This window comes from Streptomyces sp. NPDC086147, from assembly GCF_040702165.1.
Taxonomy (GTDB): domain Bacteria; phylum Actinomycetota; class Actinomycetes; order Streptomycetales; family Streptomycetaceae; genus Streptomyces.
This window is the reverse complement of record NZ_JBFBJO010000023.1, coordinates 43,144-60,827: the sequence shown is the minus strand read 5'-3', so window position 1 is coordinate 60,827 and position 17,684 is coordinate 43,144. Positions and strand designations below refer to the sequence as shown.

Below are 17,684 nucleotides of genomic sequence, written 5' to 3'. Positions count from 1 at the left end.
GCTGCGGGGGCCGGGGCGTGGGGTGACGAAATTCCGGATGGCGCGGCTCCTGGTGGCGCGGCTCAGGATGGCCCGGCTCCGGATGGCGCGGCTCAGGCACCCGGGGCAGAAGCCCCGGGGCCGGGAACGGATCGGGGTGGCACCGCCCGGCTCCCGGCGGCACCGTTCCCGCGCGCGTGGCGTCCCCGTCCCCGGTCATCGGCCGCTCTCCCCGGTCATCTGAGGGTCTCCTCGGGGGCGACCGGTCCGGGTGCTCCGGGGACGCCGAGGGCTCCGGAGCCTCCGGGAACTTCAGGGACGCCGGGCGCACCTGGTACTCCGAGAACGCCAGGAACACCGGGAACACCGGAAGCACCGGGCACGAACAGCTCCGGATCCGGCGAGGGAGCCTCGTGGGCCCGGAGGAAGGCGGCGACCGAGCGGTCCCAGGCGAAGCCCTCCGCACGCGCGCGTGCGGCCCGGCGGCGGACGGCCTCCGGGACGGCGAGGAGGCTCTGGACGCCGGAGGCGAAGGCCGCCGGGGTGTCGGCGGCGGCCGCCCCGGCCGTGCCCACGACCTCGGGGAGGGCCGAGGAGGCGCTGACGACGACCGGGGTCCCGCAGGCGAGGGCTTCGAGGGCGGAGAGCCCGAACGTCTCGGCGGGCCCCGGCGCCAGGCAGACGTCGGCCGCCGCCTGGAGGTCGGCCAGGGCCTCCCGGTCGGCGAGGTGCCCGACGAACCGCACCGGCAGGCGCCGCTCGCGCGCCCGGCGCTCCAGGGCGGCCCGCAGCGGCCCGTCGCCCGCGACCACGAGCGTCGCCGCGATCCCGGCGCCGCGCAGCTCCTCCAGGGCGTCCAGGGCCGTGCCGGGCCGCTTCTCGACGGAGAGGCGCGAGCACAGCAGGAGCAGTACCCGCGCCCCGTCCGCGTACCGGGCCCGTGTCGCGGCGGCGCGGCGGTCGGGCCGGCAGTGGTCCAGGTCCACGCCGAGCGGGGCCCGTACGACGTTCCGGGCCCCGATCCGTACGAACTCGCGCTCGGCCCATTCGGTGGTGCAGACGATCCGCGCGAACGCCCAGGCGGTGCGGCGGTTGAGCCGGTCCGCCGCGCGGGCCGCGAGGGCGGGCGGCACGCCCCAGGTGCGCAGGACCCCGTCCGCGGTCTCGTGGGAGACCATGACCGACGGCACGCGGGCGCGTCGCGCCCATTCGCCCGTCCAGCGCAGGGTCGTCCGGTCCGAGACCTCGATCCGGTCGGGGGCGAGCTCGTCGAGGAGGCGGGCGACCCGGCGCCGGTCGGCGAGGACCCGGTAGCCGCCGGTGCCGGGCAGCACGGATCCCGGAAGGGTGACGACCCGGCCCTGCTCGGTGCAGTGGTCGCTCGCGGTGGCACCGGGGACGACGAGGACCGGCTCGTGTCCGGCCGCCAGGTAGCCGCGGCCGAGCCGGTCGAGGGCGGTACGGAGGCCGCCCGAGGTGGGGGTCACGAAGTTGGCGAGCCGGACGATCCGGAGCCCGCCGCCCGTACGCGCGCCCGTGCCCCTCTCCGTGTCCGCGCCGGTCGTGCGGGTGCCGTTCACGCCGCCACCGCCGTCCGCCCGTGCAGGACCTCCCGGTAGTGGCCGATCAGTTCGTCGCCGAGGGCCTCCCAGGTGCGCCCCTCGACGGTGTCGCGGCCGGCCCTGCCGAAGGCGGTGCGCCGGTCCGGCGCGGCGGCGAGCGCGGCGACGGCGTCGCGCAGCGCGTCCGGGTCGTTCGGGGGCACGAGGAGCCCGGTGCGGCCGTGGTCGACCAGGTCCAGGGGCCCGCCGGCGGCCGGGGCGACCACCGGGACCCCGCTCGCCATGGCCTCCTGGACGGTCTGGCAGAAGGTCTCGTACGGACCGGTGTGGGCGAAGACGTCGAGCGAGGCGAAGATCCGGGCGAGGTCGGTACCGGTGCGGCGGCCCAGGAACCGGGCGCCCGGCAGGGCGGTGCGCAGCGCGGGTGCGCTCGGGCCGTCCCCGACGACCACGACCCGTACGCCGGGGAGGCCGCACGCTCCGGCGAGCAGGTCGACGCGCTTCTCGGGGGCGAGGCGGCCCACGTAGCCGACGAGGAGTTCGCCGTTCGGGACGAGTTCGCGGCGCAGGGCGGGATCGCGCAGCTCGGGACGGAAGCGGGCGGTGTCGACCCCGCGGCCCCAGAGCCGGACGCGGCCGATGCCGTGGGCCTCCAGGTCGCGCAGGGCGGCGGAGGACGGGGCGAGGGTGCGGTCGGCGGCGCCGTGCACGGCGCGGAGGCGGCGCCAGGCGGTGCCCTCGCCGGTCCCCACGTACGTGCGCGCGTAGCCGGCGAGGTCCGTCTGGTAGACGGCGACGGCGGGGATGCCGAGCCGGGCGGCGGCCGTCATCCCGCGCACGCCGAGGACGAACGGTCCGGCGAGGTGGACGAGGTCGGCGCGGTGCGCGGCGATGGCCGCGGCGACCCGGCGGCTGGGCAGGGCGACCCGTACCTGCGAATAGCCGGGCAGGGGCAGGGACGGCACCCGGACGACGGCGCAGGGGGCGTCGGCGTCCGCGGCCGGGTCGGCGACGGCGGGGGCGATGACGAGCGGGGCGTGGCCCCGCCGGGCGAGGTGGCGCGCGGTCTGCAGGGCGCAGTGCGCCACACCGTTGACGTCGGGAGGGAAGGATTCGGTGACGATGACGACACGCATACGGGTGTTGTCCTCGCGCCCGGCGTGTCCCCGTCAAAGTCGATCTGGACGGGGAGGGAACGTCCCGTGAGCGTTTCCCGCGCGGGGCCCCTTCGGGGCCTGTGGGGGCGGCTCCGGCGTCCCGGCCCGGGGCTCCGGCGTCCGGACGCGTTCACCGCGCGGATCCCGCGTCGAGCGGTCCGGCGCGGGCGGTGCGGCGGGGCCGGGCCCCGCCCGCTTCCGGCGTCGCGCCGTCCGGCCGCCGTCGCGCCGGGGCGGACGACCTGGCGGGGCGGGGCCGCATCACGCCACCGCCCGGCCCAACCCGACCCGGCCCGGAACGCCCCCGCCCTCAGACCTGCAGGTCCGGCCCTATCCGGTTGCGTACCGCGAGCTGGACCTCGACCTCCTCGGCCGGGTCGGCGGCGAGGCGGCGGAGCCGTTCGGCGACGCGGATGTCGCCGGTCTCGGCGTGCTGGGCCGCGACCTCGCGGGTGGTCTCCTCGCAGTCCCAGAGGCATTCGACGGCGAAGCCGGTCGCGAACGCGGGATCGGTGGCGGCGAGGGCGCGGGCCGTGCGGCCGCGCAGCTGGGAGGAGGCCGTCTCCCGGTAGACGTGGCGCAGCACGGGGGCCGCGCAGGCGATGCCGAGGCGTCCGGCGCCGTCGACGAGGCAGGCGAGCTCGGGGGCGTCGGGGCCCTGGGTGCGTACGGTTCCGCGCAGCGCGCCGAGGACGGAGGGGGAGTCCTCGGCGGTGCCGCGGCAGGCCAGCACCTCGGCGGCGGCGGCGCCGAGCGCGTCGGTGCGCCGGACCCACGCGCGGGCGCGGGCGACCGCGTCCTCGCCGCACATGCGGCGGTAGGCGGCGACGGCGGCCTCGGCGACCTCGCGGGAGTCACCGTCGGCGGCGTGTTCGACGAGGTCGAGGACGGCGGGGTCCCGTGACTCGGCGAGGTGGTGGAGGGCGGCGCCCCGGGCCCCCTCCGCGCCGTCGCGGGCGGCGGCGAGCAGCTCGGGCCGGTCCTCGGGGCCGGCGACGGCGGTGAGGCAGCGGGCGGCGGGTCCGTAGAGGACGGCACCGCGCTCGTACCCTTCCTGCGCCCAGTCGAGGACGGCGCGCACGCTCCAGCCGGGGCGGGGCCCGGCGGGGCGCATCTGGCGCTGCCAGCGGTCGAAGGAGCCCTGCTCCATGGCGGCCCTGACGCGGGGGCCCACGGTGTCGCGCCGGTCCTCGGCCCACAGCCGCCAGGGCCGGGGCTCGAAGGCGTCGCGCACGGTGCGGCCCAGCTCGGCGTCGCCCTCGGCGTCGGCCGGGAAGCGGCCCAGCACGGAGGGGGCGAGCGCGCGGAGTCCGGCGTCGTCGTCGCGGAGGGCCAGTTCGTCCAGGGCCCAGGCCCAGTTGGTGCCGGTCGCGGCGTAGCGCCGGAGCAGCAGCAGGGCGTCCTGGCGTCCGTAGGAGGCGAGGTGGCCGAGGACGGCGAGCGCGAGCCCGGTCCTGGACTCCTCGGTGTCGAGGTGGTCCTCGGCGCCGAAGAGGTGCGCCTCGATCTCGTCGAGGCCTCCGTGGAGGTCCAGGTAGAGACGGGCGTAGTAGAGGGAGCGGTTCTCGACCTGCCAGTCGTGGCGGGGGTCGTCGAGGACGCAGTGGTTCAGGGCCGCGAGGGCCTCGGCACGTGGCGCGGCGAGCGCGTGCAGGGTGCCGTCGCCGCGGCCCCGCTGCAACAGGCCGAGCAGGGTGCCGCTCGGCGCTATGACTGGATCGAACATGGGGAGACGCCTCACATCAAGCTGTCGACACGACCGGGGGATGCCGGGATGACCGGGATGAACCGGGTCAGGCGGTACATCGGTGTACGCCTAGGCCGTGCGGCGACATGTCGGGCCGCTCGTCGTCCTGCGCTTGCCAGTGATCATCTTCCTCTGCCTCTCGTCGGTGGCCCGTTCTGCCGGGTCCGACGTCATGATGACCCACCCATTTCGCCGACGCGACCACATTTACGACGCCGCCTCACCTGGGGTTCAGCGTCCGTTCACCGGGTTCCGAAGAGTTCCAGGAGTTCGGCCTTGCCGAACATCCGGGCGGTGTCGACGGCGGACGGAGTGCCCGCCTCCGGATTCGCGCCGCCGGCGAGGAGGGCGCGGACCACGTCGTCCTCGCCCTTGAAGACGGCGCCGGCGAGCGGGGTCTGGCCGCGGTCGTTGGCGCGGTCGGCGTCGGCGCCCCGCTCCAGGAGGGCGGAGACCGCGGCGGCGTGGCCGTGGTAAGCGGCGAGCATGACGAGGGAGTCGCCCCGGTCGTTGGTGAGGTTCACGGGGACGCCCGCGTCGACGTAGGCGGCGAGGGCCTCGGCGCCCCCCGTGCGCGCGAGGTCGAAGACCTTGGACGCCAGCTCGATGACCTCGGGGTCCGGAGTCTCGCTCATCGGTGGGACCGCCTCTCTCCTACGGTGTCGGGTCGCGCACGGCGAGCGGGGCCGTACGGGTGAATCGACAGGGTACTGCCCGTCCGGGGACATGACCGTGCGCGACCGAGGCAAAGATCACGGCGTTCCGTCCGCTCCCGATCCGCCTATAGCGCACCCCGGACGTTTCGCCACCCGGCCGCTCGTCCGCCGTCCGCCGGTCAAGTGAAATCGCCGGTTTTTCACTCCAATGCACCTTTAGTCACATCGATACTTGCCGTGAACCTGGAAGAACTCATGGTGACTGTCCCCTCAACCAGGAGAACACCCAATGATCCTGTCCATCTCAGGCGTGGTCCTGCTCGGCATCATCTGCTTCCTGTTCTTCAAGAAGGACGGCCTGAAGCCCTCCCACGCCATCGTCAGCTCGCTGTTCGGCTTCTACCTCGCGGGCACCGCCATCGCCCCGAGCATCACGGCGGGCGGGCAGAGCCTCGCCGGTCTCCTGGGCGGGATCAAGTTCTGACGCCCCTCAGCCCCTTCCACCACCTCAGGAGTACGACGTGGCCCGGCGACCACTCCCCCGCATTCTGAGCAGCGGCAGCGCGCAGATCGCCCGCAGTCGAGAGATCGCGCGCACGGCCGCCGACAGCGCCACCGACGTGCTCCATCCGCTGATCACGGTCACCCGCGGTCTGCGGAAGCTGGCCGCGTCCGCGCGCGCCAGGTGGGCCGCGACCCCCAAGGAACGGCGTGGTCCCACGCTGTTCCTGGTCGCGGCCTGCGTCCTGGTCGTCGTCCTCCTGCCGTACGGGCCGCTCCTCGCGCTCGTCACGCTGATGGGCGCCGCCGCGTGGAAGGGGCGCGAGCGTCCGGTCGCCAGGACCGGGCCCGACGAGGCGGAGACCGCCCGCCTCAAGGGCCTGTACGAGGCGCTCGTACCGCACTTCTCCGTCCCCGAGGACCCCTCCCCGCTCTTCTCCCACGGGGGCGACTGGAGCGAGGCCTTCGGGGAGCACGACTTCGACGGGGACGGGCGTCTCACCCGGCTGCGGATCGCGTACCCCCCGTACTTCGCCGACGGCGAGCCGGCCGCGCGCGCCCGCGTCGAGCAGTTGCTGCACGCCAAGTCGGGGCGCGGCCGCGAGTACCGCTTCGACTGGGACGAGGAGGACAACCGGCTCGTCCTGAGCGTGCTGCCCGCCCTGCCCACCACCATCGCCGCCCAGCGCTTCGTCACCGTGCCGGGCGAGACCGTCCTCGGCTTCACCGACGCCGACGCCGTGCAGCGGACCGTGCCGGTGGTCGCGGCGGACGGCACGGAGGACGCCCCGGCCGTGGTCTGGCGCACCGGCCCCCGCTCCACCGAGCCGCACCTGCTGGCCGTGGGCCGGCCGGGCAGCGGCACCACCTCCCTGCTGCGCTCGATCGCGCTCCAGGCGCTCCCCCACGGCGACGTCCTGATCGTCGAGGGCGGCGGCACCGGCGAGTACGCGTGCCTGACCGGCCGCGCCGGGGTCCTCGCCGTCGAGTGCGGGCTCTCCGGGGCCCTGGCGAGCCTGGAGTGGGCGGCGCACGAGACCGAGCGGCGCCTGATCGCCGCGAACCGGGCCCGGCAGTCCGGCCTGCCCGCCCCGGAGGACACCCGGCGGCCGCTGTGGATCCTGCTCGACCGGCCGAGCGTCCTCGGCCACCTGGCCGCCGCCGACGGCCGCCCCGACCCGCAGGAACTGCTCCAGGTGCCGCTGCGGCACGGGCGGGCGGCGCAGGTCACGGTGGTGGTGGCCGAGCAGTTCGACGACGTGGACACGCTGAGCGAGGCGGTACGGACCCACACCAGGGCCCGGATCGCGCTCGGCCCCGCCGCGCCCGGGCAGATCGCGGCCGCCCTCGGCGCCGAGCCGCACACCACGCCGACGCCCGACGTCCCCCCGGGCCGCGGCTACGCGCGCCTGGGCACCGGCCCGGTCCTGCGGCTCCAGGTGCCGGCGACGCCCGACCCGTACGACGACGCGACGAGCGACGCGCACCGCCGGGCGGTCCTGGACCTCCTGCCGGAGCGGAGCCCGGGCGCGCCGGCGACGGCTCCCGCGCCGACGGTGGTGATCGAGAAGATCCCCGTCACCGCCCCCGACCCGGCTCCGGCCCCCCGCGCCGAGCCGGCCCCGGCACCCGGCCCGGCGCCGCTCCACGCCCCGGTCCCGGCGGAGGGCTGAGCATCCGGGAAGCGGCCGAGGGGCGGGTACGGACACCACGGTCCGTACCCGCCCCTCAGCGCGTTCCCGGGAGACACCGGCGGAACCAGGGCCTGTCCGGCGGATCACGGCCGGGGCCGCGACGCCCGGCACGGCACCTCGCCGCGCTGCCGAAACGCCGCGACCTGCCCGACCCCGATCCGCCGGACAGGCCCTACGCCACGAACGACCGCGGCGGCTCCGTCCCGCCGCCCGCCGCGCCCGACTCGACCAGGCGGGCCGCGGCGGCGAGCCGGGCGGCCGCCTCGTCCGCGACCGGGCCGCCGACCGTGAAGGGCAGCCGGACGAAGCCCTCGAAGGCCCCGTCGACGCCGAAGCGCGGGCCGGACGGCACCCGGACGCCGACCCGCTCGCCCGCCTCGGCGAGCCGGGAGCCGGAGAGGCCGCCGGTGCGCACCCAGAGGGTCAGGCCGCCGCGCGGGACCGTGAACTCCCACTCCGGGAGCTCCCTGCGGACGGCGGTCACCAGCGCGTCCCGGTTCTCCCGGGCCTGGGCGCGCCGCAGACTCACCGCCTCCTCCCAGCCGCCGGTCCGCATGAGCCAGTTCACGCCGAGCTGCTCCAGGACGGGGGTGCCGAGGTCCGCGTAGGCGCGGGCGGCCACCAGGGAGCGGATGACGTCGGGCGCGGCCCGGACCCAGCCGATGCGCATGCCCGCCCAGAAGGCCTTGCTGGCCGAGCCGACGGTCAGGACGGTGGAGCCGGCCGGGTCGAAGGCGCAGACCGGGCGGGGCATCTCCAGGTCGTCCTCGAGGTGCAGCTCGGCCATGGTCTCGTCGACGACGAGCACCGTGCCGGCCGAGCGGGCCGCCTCCACGAGCTGCCGCCGCTGGTCCTCGTCCGCGAGCGCGCCGGTCGGGTTGTGGAAGTCGGCGACGACGTACGCGAGGCGGGGAGCCGCGTCCCGCAGCACCTGGCGCCAGCGGCCCAGGTCCCAGCTGCCGAGCCCCTCGGACATGGCGACGGGCACCAGCCGGGCCCCAGCCTCCCGCATCAGCTGGAGGATGTTGGCGTACGAGGGGGACTCGACGGCGATGCGCTCGCCGCGCCCGGCGAAGAGGTGGCAGATCGCGTCCATGGCCCCCATGGCGCCGGTCGTGACCATGATCTGCTCGGGCATGGTGGGGATGCCGCGGGCGGTGTACCGGTCGGCGAGCATCTGCCGCAGCGCGGGCAGGCCCGCCGGGTAGTCCCCGTGCGTGTGGGCGTACGGCGGCAGTTCCTCCAGGGCGCCCTGGAAGCCCCGGGACAGCCAGGGCTCGGGGGCGGGGAGGGCGGCGCAGCCGAGGTCGATCATCGAGCCGAGGGACTCGGGCGGCAGCGGTTCGAGGCCGCGCGCGGGCAGCGGGTTCCCGGCGGGGACGGCGGTCCAGCTCCCGGCGCCGCGCCGGGACTCCAGGAAGCCCTCGGTGCGCAGCGCCTCGTAGGCGGCGGCCACCGTCGTCCGGCTGACGGCGAGCGCGAGGGCGAGCTCCCGCTCGGCGGGGAGGCGGGCGGCGACCGGGACGCGGCCCTCCAGGACGAGCAGCCGGATGCCGTCGGCGAGGGCGCGGTAGGCGGGCGGCTTGCGGGCGCCGGACACGGCGGGCCGGGGCTGCTGCGCCCCGAGCTGCCGGGCGAGCTGTGCCGGTCCCACCGCCGAGGTCCACTGAGCCATGGAAATCAGTCCACCTTCCTCGAATTGGCCATGGTTGGCCTTCGATCCCCTGCCACAGAGTGGCACGAGTCAGTCCACTACCACCACTCTGGGGGCAGCACCTTGTCCATCGCCTCCGGCCTCCGCGGCCGGCACCTCACCCGTCGACTGGTCCAGCTCTACGTGGGGCTGACGCTGTACGGCGTCAGCTCGGCACTGCTCGTGCGCAGCGCGCTCGGCCTGGAGCCCTGGGGCGTCCTCCACCAGGGCCTCGCGGGGAAGACCGGGCTGACGATCGGCGTGGTGTCGATCGTGGTGGGGGCGGCGGTGCTGCTGCTGTGGATCCCGATCCGGCAGCGGCCCGGACTCGGCACGGTCTCCAACGTCTTCGTGATCGGCCTGGCGATGGACGGCACCCTGGCCCTGGTCCCGGAGCACGACGGCCTGGCCGTGCGGGTGCCGCTGCTCGCGCTGGGGATCGTCCTCAACGGGGTCGCGACCGGCCTGTACATCGCGGCGCGGTTCGGCCCCGGCCCGCGCGACGGCCTGATGACCGGTCTGCACCGGCTCACCGGCCGCTCCATCCGCCTGGTGCGGACGTTCCTCGAAGTGGCCGTGGTGGCGACCGGCTTCCTGCTCGGCGGCTCGGTGGGCGTCGGCACGGTGCTCTACGCGCTCTCGATCGGCCCGCTGGCCCAGTTCTTCCTGCGCAGGTTCGCGGTCCCGGAGCGGGAGGGCGGCGTCACGGTGGCCTCCTCGGGTCCCGCCCCTGCGGAGGACGCCGGCCCGGCCGGGGACCCCGCTCCGGCGCAGGACGCCGGCCCCGCGACGGCCGCCCGTCCCCCGGCGGTCGCCCCCGGGACACCGGAACAGGCCATACTGCGGCGGTGACTCGCGTACGCCACCCCTACCTCGACCACCCCTCCCCCCTCCCGTTCGCCCACCGCGGCGGCACGGCGAACGGCCTGGAGAACACCGCGGCCGCCTTCCGCCGGGCCGCCGCGGCGGGCTACCGCTACTTCGAGACCGACGTCCACACGACCTCCGACGGGGTGCTCGTGGCCTTCCACGACGCGACCCTGGACCGGGTGACGGACGCCTCGGGCCGGATCCGCGACCTGCCCTGGGAGGCGGTGCGCGAGGCCCGGGTGGCGGGCCGGGAGCCGCTGCCGCTCTTCGCCGACCTCCTGGAGGAGTTCCCGGAGGCCCGCTGGAACGTGGACCTCAAGACGGAGTCCGCCCTCGCCCCGCTGGTCGACCTGGTCCGCAGGACCGGCGCCTGGGACCGGGTCTGCGTGGGCTCCTTCACCGAGGCCCGGGTGGCCCGGGCGCAGCGCCTGGCCGGTCCGCGGCTCGCCACCTCGTACGGGGTGCGCGGGGTGGTCGGGCTGCGGCTGCGTTCCCTGGGCGTCCCGGCGGCGCTGCGGGCCGGGGCGGTGGCGGCGCAGGTCCCGGAGCGCCAGGGCGGGGTCACGGTGGTCGACCGGCGGTTCGTCCGGGAGGCGCACGCGCGCGGGCTCCAGGTCCACGTGTGGACCGTGAACGATCCGGCCCGGATGAACTCCCTCCTCGACCTGGGGGTGGATGGCATCATGACCGATCACCTGGAGACGCTGCGCTCGGTGCTGACCGAGCGGGGCGCGTGGAGCTGAGCGCGCGCCCGGGCGGCACGGGGACGGGACACCAGGGGCACGGGCCCACGGGGACGAACGAGGGGGCGCGGCCGTGACCGCTGACACCACCGAGCCGGAGGAGTACGCCACCGGCCCCGCCGAACGGCGGCGCGAGCAGCGGGGCTGGTACTTCTACGACTTCGCGTGTTCGGTGTACTCGACGAGCGTGCTCACCGTCTTCCTCGGCCCCTATCTGACCTCGGTGGCGCGGGCGGCGGCCGACCCGGAGGGGTTCGTCCACCCGCTGGGCATACCCGTGCGGGCGGGCTCGCTCTTCGCGTACGCCGTGTCGGCCTCGATCGTGGTCGCGGTGATCGTGATGCCGCTGGTGGGCGCGGCGGCCGACCGCACGGGCCGGAAGAAGCCGCTGCTCGCGGCGACGGCGTACCTGGGGGCGACGGCCACGGCCGGGATGTTCTTCCTGGACGGCGACCGCTACCTCCTGGGCGCCTTCCTGCTGATCGTGGCGAACGCCTCGCTCTCGGTCTCGATGGTGCTCTACAACGCCTATCTGCCGCAGATCTCGGAGCCGGAGGAGCGGGACGCGGTCTCCTCGCGCGGCTGGGCCTTCGGCTACACGTCCGGCGCGCTGGTCCTCGTCCTGAACCTGGTCCTCTACTCGGGCCACGACTCCTTCGGCCTGACCGAGGGGGAGGCGGTCCGGATCTGTCTGGCCTCGGCCGGCATGTGGTGGGGCGCGTTCACCCTCGTGCCGCTGCGGCGGCTGCGCGACCGGCGGCTCCCCCGGGAAGACCGGGAGCGGTCCGGCGGGGGCGCGGTGGGCAGCGGCTGGCGCCAGCTGCGGGCGACCCTGAAGGACATGCGCCGGCACCCGCTGACGCTCTCCTTCCTCCTCGCGTACCTGGTCTACAACGACGGCGTGCAGACGGTGATCTCGCAGGCCTCCCTGTACGGTTCGGAGGAGCTGGGCCTGGACCAGACGACGCTCATCACGGCGGTCCTGCTCGTCCAGGTGCTCGCGGTGGCGGGGGCCCTCGGCATGGGGCGGCTCGCCCGGTCGTACGGCGCCAAGCGGACGATCCTGGCCTCGCTGGCGGTCTGGACCCTGATCCTGGCGGCGGCCTACGTCCTGCCGGCCGACGCGCCGGTCTTCTTCTACTCCCTGGCGGCGGCGATCGGCCTGGTCCTGGGCGGCAGCCAGGCCCTGTCGCGCTCGCTGTTCTCGCATCTGGTGCCGCGCGGCAAGGAGGCGGAGTACTTCTCGGCGTACGAGATGAGCGACCGGGGGCTGAGCTGGCTGGGTCCGCTGGTGTTCGGTCTCGCGTATCAGCTGACCGGAAGCTATCGGGATGCCATCATCTCCCTGTTGATCTTCTTCGCCGTGGGCTTCGTCCTGCTCGCCAGGGTGCCGGTGCGACGCGCGGCCGAGGCCGCGGGAAACCCCGTGCCGGAGCGTATTTAGACGTGGCGGGGAAAGGGCGGTAGTGTACGCGTTTGGCCTGCCAGGCGGACCGTTACTGCGTGCTGCTTTGGTGAAGACACCACGTCACACCTGCCGTCAGATGTGACAAAACGGGCACTGGTGGGTACAACAAGGGGCGGCACGACGGGCGACGCATGACCCGGCACGGGAATCTTTACCGCCGACCGGACGTTGACCGGATAACGACGACAGCGACATCTGTCCTGTGGGCGACAAGCCCGGGAGGCACGATTCATGAGTGAGCGAGCTCTTCGCGGCACGCGCCTCGTGGTGACGAGCTACGAGACCGACCGCGGCATCGATCTGGCCCCGCGCCAGGCGGTGGAGTACGCATGCGAGAAGGGACATCGCTTTGAGATGCCCTTCTCGGTAGAGGCGGAGATTCCGCCGGAGTGGGAGTGCAAGGTCTGCGGAAGCCAGGCACTCCTGGTGGACGGGGACGGTCCCGAGGAGAAGAAGGGCAAGCCTGCGCGTACGCACTGGGACATGCTCATGGAGCGGCGCACCCGCGAGGAGCTGGAGGAGGTCCTCGCCGAGAGGCTGGCCGTCCTGCGCTCCGGCGCCATGAACATCGCAGTGCATCCGCGCGACAGCCGCAAGTCCGCCTAGCGGACCGCCGGACGATCAACGCCGCGGGGCCCGGTACACGAAGGTGTGTACCGGGCCCCGCGGCGTTTCCGCGTGCGCTCCGGGCCGGCGCGTCAGGGGGTCAGGGGCGGACGGGTGTCTCCGGCCCCGCGCGGGCCAGGAGCGGCGTCCTCGCGGACGACCTCGCCCTGGACCACCTTCCCGTCCGGGCGGCGCATGCGGGCCTGCTGGAAGGCGTCCTGGAGGCTGCCGGGGGCCGTGGCGGCCATCCGGCGCTCGACCGCCCTCTCGGCGGACCGTCCGAGGAGGGACCGGACCGGCGGGATCAGCAGGAGCAGGCCGGCCGCGTCGGAGATCAGGCCGGGGAGCATCAGGAGCAGGCCGCCGAGCATGAGGAAGCCGTTGCGGTCCTCCGCGCCGGTCCGCTCCGGCGCGGCGGGCGCCCCGCCGGTCCGCGCGGCCTCCTGGGCCTGCTGGAAGGTCGAGGTGAGGTTCCGGAAGGCGCGCCGGCCCGCCCGCTTGACGACGACGGTGCCGAGCACGGCTCCGCCGACGAGCAGGGCGAGGACGGTGAGCCCGCCCGCCACGTCCGCCACCACCGTGAGCAGCCAGATCTCCAGGACCAGCCAGGCGGCGAGGCCGAGCGGGAGGAACGTACGCGCGCGGGAGCGCTTCTTGGGGGCGAGGGAGGGCGGTACGCCGGTCGTCATGGTCCCCAGTGTGCCTGGAGCCCCGCCGGAACGGCGTAAAGGGAAGATCAGTGCGTACGGATCGCGGGCCGGTGCCCGCCGTGGCCCGTACGGACCGGCGGCCGGGGCGTACGGATCCGGGAGGGGGTCAGGAGGGCTTGCGGCCGAGCCGCTTGCCGACCTTCTCCGCGCGCGCCGTCAGACCCCAGCCGGTGACCCGCCACAGCGCCTCGACGAGGATGTCGCGGCTCATCTTCGAGTCGCCGACCTCCCGCTCCACGAAGGTGATCGGGACCTCGACGACGTGGTAGCCCGCGGCGACCGCGCGGCGGGCCAGGTCGACCTGGAAGCAGTACCCGGCCGAGGCCACGTCCTCCAGGCCCAGGCCCTCCAGGGTCTCCTTGCGGAAGGCCCGGTAGCCGCCGGTGACGTCGCGGATCGGCACGTCGAGCATCACGCGCGAGTAGAGGCTGCCGCCCCGGGAGATGAACTCGCGGGACTTCGGCCAGTTCACGATCCGGCCGCCCGGCACCCAGCGGGAGCCGAGCACCAGGTCCGCGCCCTTGAGGGCGGTGAGCAGCCGCGGGAGCTCCTCGGGCTGGTGGGAGCCGTCGGCGTCCATCTCGACGAGGACGCCGTAGCCGTGCTCGATGCCCCACCGGAAGCCGGCGAGGTAGGCGGCGCCGAGCCCCTCCTTGCCCTTGCGGTGCAGGACGTGCACGTGGTCGTCCTCGGAGGCGATCTCGTCCGCGAACTTGCCCGTGCCGTCGGGGCTGTTGTCGTCGGCGACGAGCACGTGCGCGTCGGGTACGGCTTCCCGCACCCGCGCGACGATCGGCTTGATGTTGTCCGCCTCGTTGTAGGTCGGAATGATCACCAAGGCCTTGCCGAGCGGGCCGTAACGCCTCTGGCCACCGTCGTTCACTACTGCCCCTTCGGATGCATACACAGGCCCCCACCATAGCGAGGTCCCCGGGATGCTCCGGCGCGGCGGGTCGGACGGGACGGGTGACGTGCGGTGCGGGGCCCGTCGTCCTTCGGTCCGGCCCGGGATCCGCCGGCTGCGGGTCGACCGGGAGCCGTTGTCTACTGAACGTCCGGGCCCCACCCGGGTCGCACCTTCCGCCGGGCCCCTCCCCCGCGGCCGAGGCGCGGGAGGCGTTCGGCCACCGGCGGGCAGGGTCCGGTCGGACGTCCTGTGGTGGACGCGGAGAACCTACCCGCCCCCGGCGGGCGACTGTCAATACCCGCCCGACCTGCCGGTTCTTCCCGAAAGGCCAGGTCGGAGGGGAAGATCCGCAGGTCGGGGACAAGCGTGCGGAGCGGTGCCCGAAGGGGGAACGCCCCTCCGTCACACGTCCGGCCGCACGAACACCGTCCGTCCGTGCACGACCGTGCGCAGGCAGACCGGGAGGTCGTTGCCGGGCGTCAGGTCGGGCAGGCCGGGCGTGCCGGAGCGCGGGTCGGTGGACCAGCGGGCGACCCGGTCGTCGGGCGCCTGGACGACGAGTTCCTCGGTGCGCCAGACCGCGTAGTCGGCGGGGGCGCCGGGGACGAGCGTCCCGGCGTCGTCGCGGCCGACGGCGCGCCAGCCGCCCCGGGTGTGGGCGGTGAAGGCGGCGCGGGCGGAGATCCGGTGCTCGGGGGTGCGGTGGAAGGCGGCGGCCCGGACGGTGCCCCAGGGGTCGAGCGGGGTGACGGGGCTGTCGGAGCCGAAGGCCAGCGGCACGCCGGCGCGCAGCAGAGCCGCGTACGGGTTGAGGGTGCGGGCCCGCCCGGCGCCGAGCCGGTCGGCGTACATGCCCTCCTCGCCGCCCCAGAGCGCGTCGAAGGCGGGCTGGACGGAGGCGGTGAGGCCCAGTTCGGCGAAGGCGGCGATCGTCTCGGGGGTGAGCATCTCCACGTGCTCGACGCGGTGCCGGGCGGCCCGGACGCGGGCGAGGCCGAGCTTCTCGGCGGCGGTCCTGAAGCCCTCGACGACCGCGGTGACGGCGGCGTCCCCGATGGCGTGGAAGCCGGCCTGGAGCCCCGCCTCGGTGCAGGCGACGACGTGGAGGGCGACGGTGGTCGCGTCCAGGTGGGCGGCGCCGGTGTGGCCGGTGTCGGCGTGGTCGGCGTAGGGCTCGTGGAGGCAGGCCGTGTGGGAGCCGAGGGAGCCGTCGGCGAACAGGTCGCCGGCGGCGCCGAGCGCGCCGAGGTCCCGCGCCCGCTCCACGTCGAGGTCGGCCCAGTAGCCGACGACCCGGGGACCGGACTCCTCGCGGGCGAGGTCGAGCAGTCCGGTGAAGTCCTCCTCGGAGGAGATCCGCGGGCCGCCGCACTCGTGCAGGGTGCCGATGCCGAGGGAGGCCGCCCGGGCCCGGGCGGCCCGCTGGGCCTCGGTGCGCTGGCGCGCGGACACGGCGCCGAAGGCGGCGGCGCGCACGGCGTGGTGGGCGTCGCCGGTGAGGGGCCGCAGGCCGTCGTGGAAGCCGTCCAGGTCCCGGACGCCGGGCACGAGGTCGAGCATGGCGGTGGTGACGACGGCCGAGTGGACGTCGATCCGCGTCAGGTAGAGCGGGCGGCCGCCGGTGAGGCCGTCGAGCTCGTCGCGGGTGAGCGGGCGGCGCTCGGGCCAGCGGGAGGCGTCCCAGCCGTGGCCGAGGAGGACGCGGTCCCCGGGGCGGGCGGCGGCGTGGACCCGGATCCGCTCCGCCGCCTCGGCGAGCGAGGCGGCGGAGGAGAGGTCGAGGCCGGTGAGGGCGAAGCCGGTGGCGGTGGTGTGCACGTGCGCGTCGACGAACGCCGGGGTGACGAGCGCGCCCTCCAGGTCGACCACCTCGTCCACGCCGGACGCGAAGGCGTCGGCCGCGCCCTCCGAGCCCACCCAGGCGACGTGCCCGCGCTCCACCACCATGGCGGTGGCGAAGGGGTCGGCGGGGCTGTGGACTTCTCCGCCGCGCAGGAGCACGGTGCGGTGTTCGCCGGGAGACGCGGGGGGCATGGACTCGCTCATGGCACCAGGCTAGGTCCTGGGGAGACCCAGTTTGTCCGGCAGGTCCCCCGGCAGGTGCCGGTGGGTCAGACGCGCGGGGGCCGGGCCTCGTACGGGGTGGACAGGACGACCGTCGTACGGCTGGACACGCCGGCCTGGGAGCGGATGCGGGTGAGCAGGTGCTCCAGCTCCAGCGGGGTGGCGACCCGGACCTTGAGGATGTAGTTCTCGTCGCCCGCGACGCTGTGGCAGGCCTCGATCTCGGGGATGTCGGCGAGCCGGTCGGGGGTGTCGTCGGGGGCGCTGGGGTCGAAGGGTTTGACCGAGATGAAGGCGGTCAGCGGCAGGCCCACGGCCTCCGGGTCGACGACGGCGGCGTAGCCGCGGATGACACCGCGCTGCTCCAGGCGGCGGACGCGCTGATGCACGGCCGACGTGGACAGGCCGGTGGCCTTGCCCAGGTCGGTGTAGCTCATGCGCCCGTCCTTGACGAGCAACTCCACGATCTGACGATCCAGCTCCTCCATGCGGTGACCCTAGTGCTCCGGAGGGGCCGGGGCACAGCCCGGGGCGCCCCGTATGGGCCGCTATGCGCCGTCACGAGGCACCTGCGACGGCCATGTGACGAACGCCACATGTTTGGGCCGGGCTCGGGATGCCGCCTCACGGTTATGCGGAGTTCCGCATGGGAAGTGGTTGCTGTGGTCGAAGGCCGCACAGATCCGGCCGACCCACCCGAGGGGGAGATTCTCCATGCAGGAGCCTGTTGATTCGGTCGACACGTCCGACGAGCTCGACGCGTACGACACCTTTGAGATGTTCCGGGTGGTCTGCCCGGAGTGCGTGCAGCCCATCGCGCTGCTCGCGGACGAGGACGTGCTGCCGGAGCACGCGCTCTGCCCCACGCCGTGGAACCCCTTCGTCCTCGCGGTGTGCCGGGGCACGGGTCTCGCGGCCTCCGGGGCGCGCCCGGCCGACGACACCCTGGAGGTCCAGGAGCAGGACACCGCGCTGCTCCTGACGCTCCCCCAGGGACTCGACTGGCGCACGCAGCCCTTCTCGCACGTCGGCGGCCCGGGCTCGCGCCCGATCCGGGTGCCGCAGATGCGCCGCGCGGCCTGAGGCCGCACCCCGCCGGACGTCTTCCCGTGCCGCGCCGCGGTACGGGAAACCCGAGGGTCGGGCGGTACGCCGGCCCCGCCCGGGTACCGGGCGAACTGCCGCTCGAATCCGCTCGGCGGTGACCCCTGGCCACCGGAGCGCGTTGGTCCGGGCATGACCACGCTGCACACGACTCCCAGCGGTTACGGTCGGCACCGGCAGGCCGAGCCGCGCATTGAAGAATCGGTTCCTCACCCGGCTGCGG

The 17,684-nt window shown here is 75.0% G+C and carries 16 protein-coding genes; 7 read left to right on the top strand and 9 right to left on the bottom strand.

The annotated features are described in order from the left end of the window. Window positions 1–215 precede the first annotated feature (215 nt). From AB0398_RS30385 to AB0398_RS30370, 4 genes are all read right to left on the bottom strand, one after another. Complete coding sequence (locus tag AB0398_RS30385; RefSeq protein WP_366378865.1) at window positions 216–1,559, bottom strand: glycosyltransferase; 1,344 nt, start codon at window positions 1,557–1,559, stop codon at window positions 216–218. Further along, the gene (locus AB0398_RS30380; RefSeq protein ID WP_366378864.1) at window positions 1,556–2,677 is read right to left on the bottom strand and encodes a glycosyltransferase family 1 protein; all 1,122 of its coding nucleotides are present in this window, start codon (window positions 2,675–2,677) and stop codon (window positions 1,556–1,558) included. Before AB0398_RS30380 ends, AB0398_RS30385 begins: the two co-directional genes overlap by 4 nt. A 331-nt stretch (window positions 2,678–3,008) precedes the next feature. Further along, the gene (locus AB0398_RS30375) at window positions 3,009–4,424 is read right to left on the bottom strand and encodes a HEAT repeat domain-containing protein (RefSeq protein WP_366378863.1); all 1,416 of its coding nucleotides are present in this window, start codon (window positions 4,422–4,424) and stop codon (window positions 3,009–3,011) included. 263 nt (window positions 4,425–4,687) lie between these two features. Beyond that, window positions 4,688–5,080 (bottom strand): ankyrin repeat domain-containing protein, encoded by a 393-nt coding sequence (locus AB0398_RS30370; RefSeq protein WP_366378862.1) that lies wholly within the window; start codon window positions 5,078–5,080, stop codon window positions 4,688–4,690. Between the two features lie 310 nt (window positions 5,081–5,390). On the opposite strand from AB0398_RS30370, the gene AB0398_RS30365 reads away from it, so the two are divergent. Both AB0398_RS30365 and AB0398_RS30360 read left to right on the top strand, forming a co-directional pair. Further along, on the top strand, window positions 5,391–5,585 hold the full coding sequence (locus tag AB0398_RS30365; protein WP_125667438.1) for a hypothetical protein: 195 nt from the start codon (window positions 5,391–5,393) through the stop codon (window positions 5,583–5,585). A gap of 37 nt (window positions 5,586–5,622) precedes the next feature. Then, window positions 5,623–7,275: a hypothetical protein gene (locus AB0398_RS30360; protein WP_366378861.1), complete on the top strand. Its 1,653-nt coding sequence runs from the start codon at window positions 5,623–5,625 to the stop codon at window positions 7,273–7,275. A gap of 193 nt (window positions 7,276–7,468) precedes the next feature. Here AB0398_RS30360 and AB0398_RS30355 read toward each other — a convergent pair whose 3' ends face one another. Beyond that, a complete protein-coding gene (locus AB0398_RS30355) occupies window positions 7,469–8,971 on the bottom strand; it encodes a PLP-dependent aminotransferase family protein (RefSeq protein WP_366378860.1) in 1,503 nt (500 codons plus the stop codon). Window positions 8,972–9,073: 102 nt separating this feature from the next. Between AB0398_RS30355 and AB0398_RS30350 the strand changes: the two genes are divergently transcribed. From AB0398_RS30350 to AB0398_RS30335, 4 genes are all read left to right on the top strand, one after another. After that, entirely contained in the window at window positions 9,074–9,841 is a 768-nt protein-coding gene (locus AB0398_RS30350) for a hypothetical protein (protein ID WP_366378859.1), read from the top strand. Next, window positions 9,838–10,602, top strand: coding sequence for a glycerophosphodiester phosphodiesterase (locus AB0398_RS30345; protein ID WP_366378858.1), 765 nt, complete (start codon window positions 9,838–9,840; stop codon window positions 10,600–10,602). Before AB0398_RS30350 ends, AB0398_RS30345 begins: the two co-directional genes overlap by 4 nt. A gap of 73 nt (window positions 10,603–10,675) precedes the next feature. Then, complete coding sequence (locus AB0398_RS30340; protein WP_366378857.1) at window positions 10,676–12,046, top strand: MFS transporter; 1,371 nt, start codon at window positions 10,676–10,678, stop codon at window positions 12,044–12,046. A 255-nt stretch (window positions 12,047–12,301) separates the two neighbouring features. After that, complete coding sequence (locus AB0398_RS30335; RefSeq protein WP_026278069.1) at window positions 12,302–12,676, top strand: RNA polymerase-binding protein RbpA; 375 nt, start codon at window positions 12,302–12,304, stop codon at window positions 12,674–12,676. 92 nt (window positions 12,677–12,768) lie between these two features. Here AB0398_RS30335 and fxsA read toward each other — a convergent pair whose 3' ends face one another. The 4 genes from fxsA to AB0398_RS30315 all read right to left on the bottom strand — a co-directional run bounded on the left by fxsA (window position 12,769) and on the right by AB0398_RS30315 (window position 16,845). Next, on the bottom strand, window positions 12,769–13,365 hold the full coding sequence (gene fxsA, locus AB0398_RS30330; RefSeq protein ID WP_366378856.1) for an FxsA family membrane protein: 597 nt from the start codon (window positions 13,363–13,365) through the stop codon (window positions 12,769–12,771). 127 nt (window positions 13,366–13,492) lie between these two features. Then, window positions 13,493–14,269 carry a polyprenol monophosphomannose synthase gene (locus tag AB0398_RS30325; RefSeq protein WP_366378855.1) on the bottom strand — a complete coding sequence of 259 codons (777 nt, stop codon included), beginning with the start codon at window positions 14,267–14,269 and terminating at the stop codon, window positions 13,493–13,495. A 426-nt stretch (window positions 14,270–14,695) separates the two neighbouring features. Then, a complete protein-coding gene (locus AB0398_RS30320) occupies window positions 14,696–16,339 on the bottom strand; it encodes an amidohydrolase (RefSeq protein ID WP_366378854.1) in 1,644 nt (547 codons plus the stop codon). A 65-nt stretch (window positions 16,340–16,404) separates the two neighbouring features. Further along, window positions 16,405–16,845, bottom strand: a complete 441-nt coding sequence (locus tag AB0398_RS30315; protein WP_188270468.1) for an Lrp/AsnC family transcriptional regulator — start codon at window positions 16,843–16,845, stop codon at window positions 16,405–16,407. 226 nt (window positions 16,846–17,071) lie between these two features. On the opposite strand from AB0398_RS30315, the gene AB0398_RS30310 reads away from it, so the two are divergent. Next, complete coding sequence (locus AB0398_RS30310) at window positions 17,072–17,440, top strand: hypothetical protein (RefSeq protein WP_366378853.1); 369 nt, start codon at window positions 17,072–17,074, stop codon at window positions 17,438–17,440. Window positions 17,441–17,684: the final 244 nt, after the last annotated feature.

Bases quoted from the DNA above. Each gene is read 5' to 3' on its own strand.
- AB0398_RS30380 (WP_366378864.1), bottom strand. From the start codon at position 2,677: ATGCGTGTCGTCATCGTCACCGAATCCTTCCCTCCCGACGTCAACGGT.
- AB0398_RS30375 (WP_366378863.1), bottom strand. From the start codon at position 4,424: ATGTTCGATCCAGTCATAGCGCCGAGCGGCACCCTGCTCGGCCTGTTG.
- AB0398_RS30370 (WP_366378862.1), bottom strand. From the start codon at position 5,080: ATGAGCGAGACTCCGGACCCCGAGGTCATCGAGCTGGCGTCCAAGGTC.
- AB0398_RS30365 (WP_125667438.1), top strand. From the start codon at position 5,391: ATGATCCTGTCCATCTCAGGCGTGGTCCTGCTCGGCATCATCTGCTTC.
- AB0398_RS30355 (WP_366378860.1), bottom strand. From the start codon at position 8,971: ATGGCTCAGTGGACCTCGGCGGTGGGACCGGCACAGCTCGCCCGGCAG.
- AB0398_RS30335 (WP_026278069.1), top strand. From the start codon at position 12,302: ATGAGTGAGCGAGCTCTTCGCGGCACGCGCCTCGTGGTGACGAGCTAC.
- fxsA (WP_366378856.1), bottom strand. From the start codon at position 13,365: ATGACGACCGGCGTACCGCCCTCCCTCGCCCCCAAGAAGCGCTCCCGC.
- AB0398_RS30320 (WP_366378854.1), bottom strand. From the start codon at position 16,339: ATGAGCGAGTCCATGCCCCCCGCGTCTCCCGGCGAACACCGCACCGTG.
- AB0398_RS30315 (WP_188270468.1), bottom strand. From the start codon at position 16,845: ATGGAGGAGCTGGATCGTCAGATCGTGGAGTTGCTCGTCAAGGACGGG.
- AB0398_RS30310 (WP_366378853.1), top strand. From the start codon at position 17,072: ATGCAGGAGCCTGTTGATTCGGTCGACACGTCCGACGAGCTCGACGCG.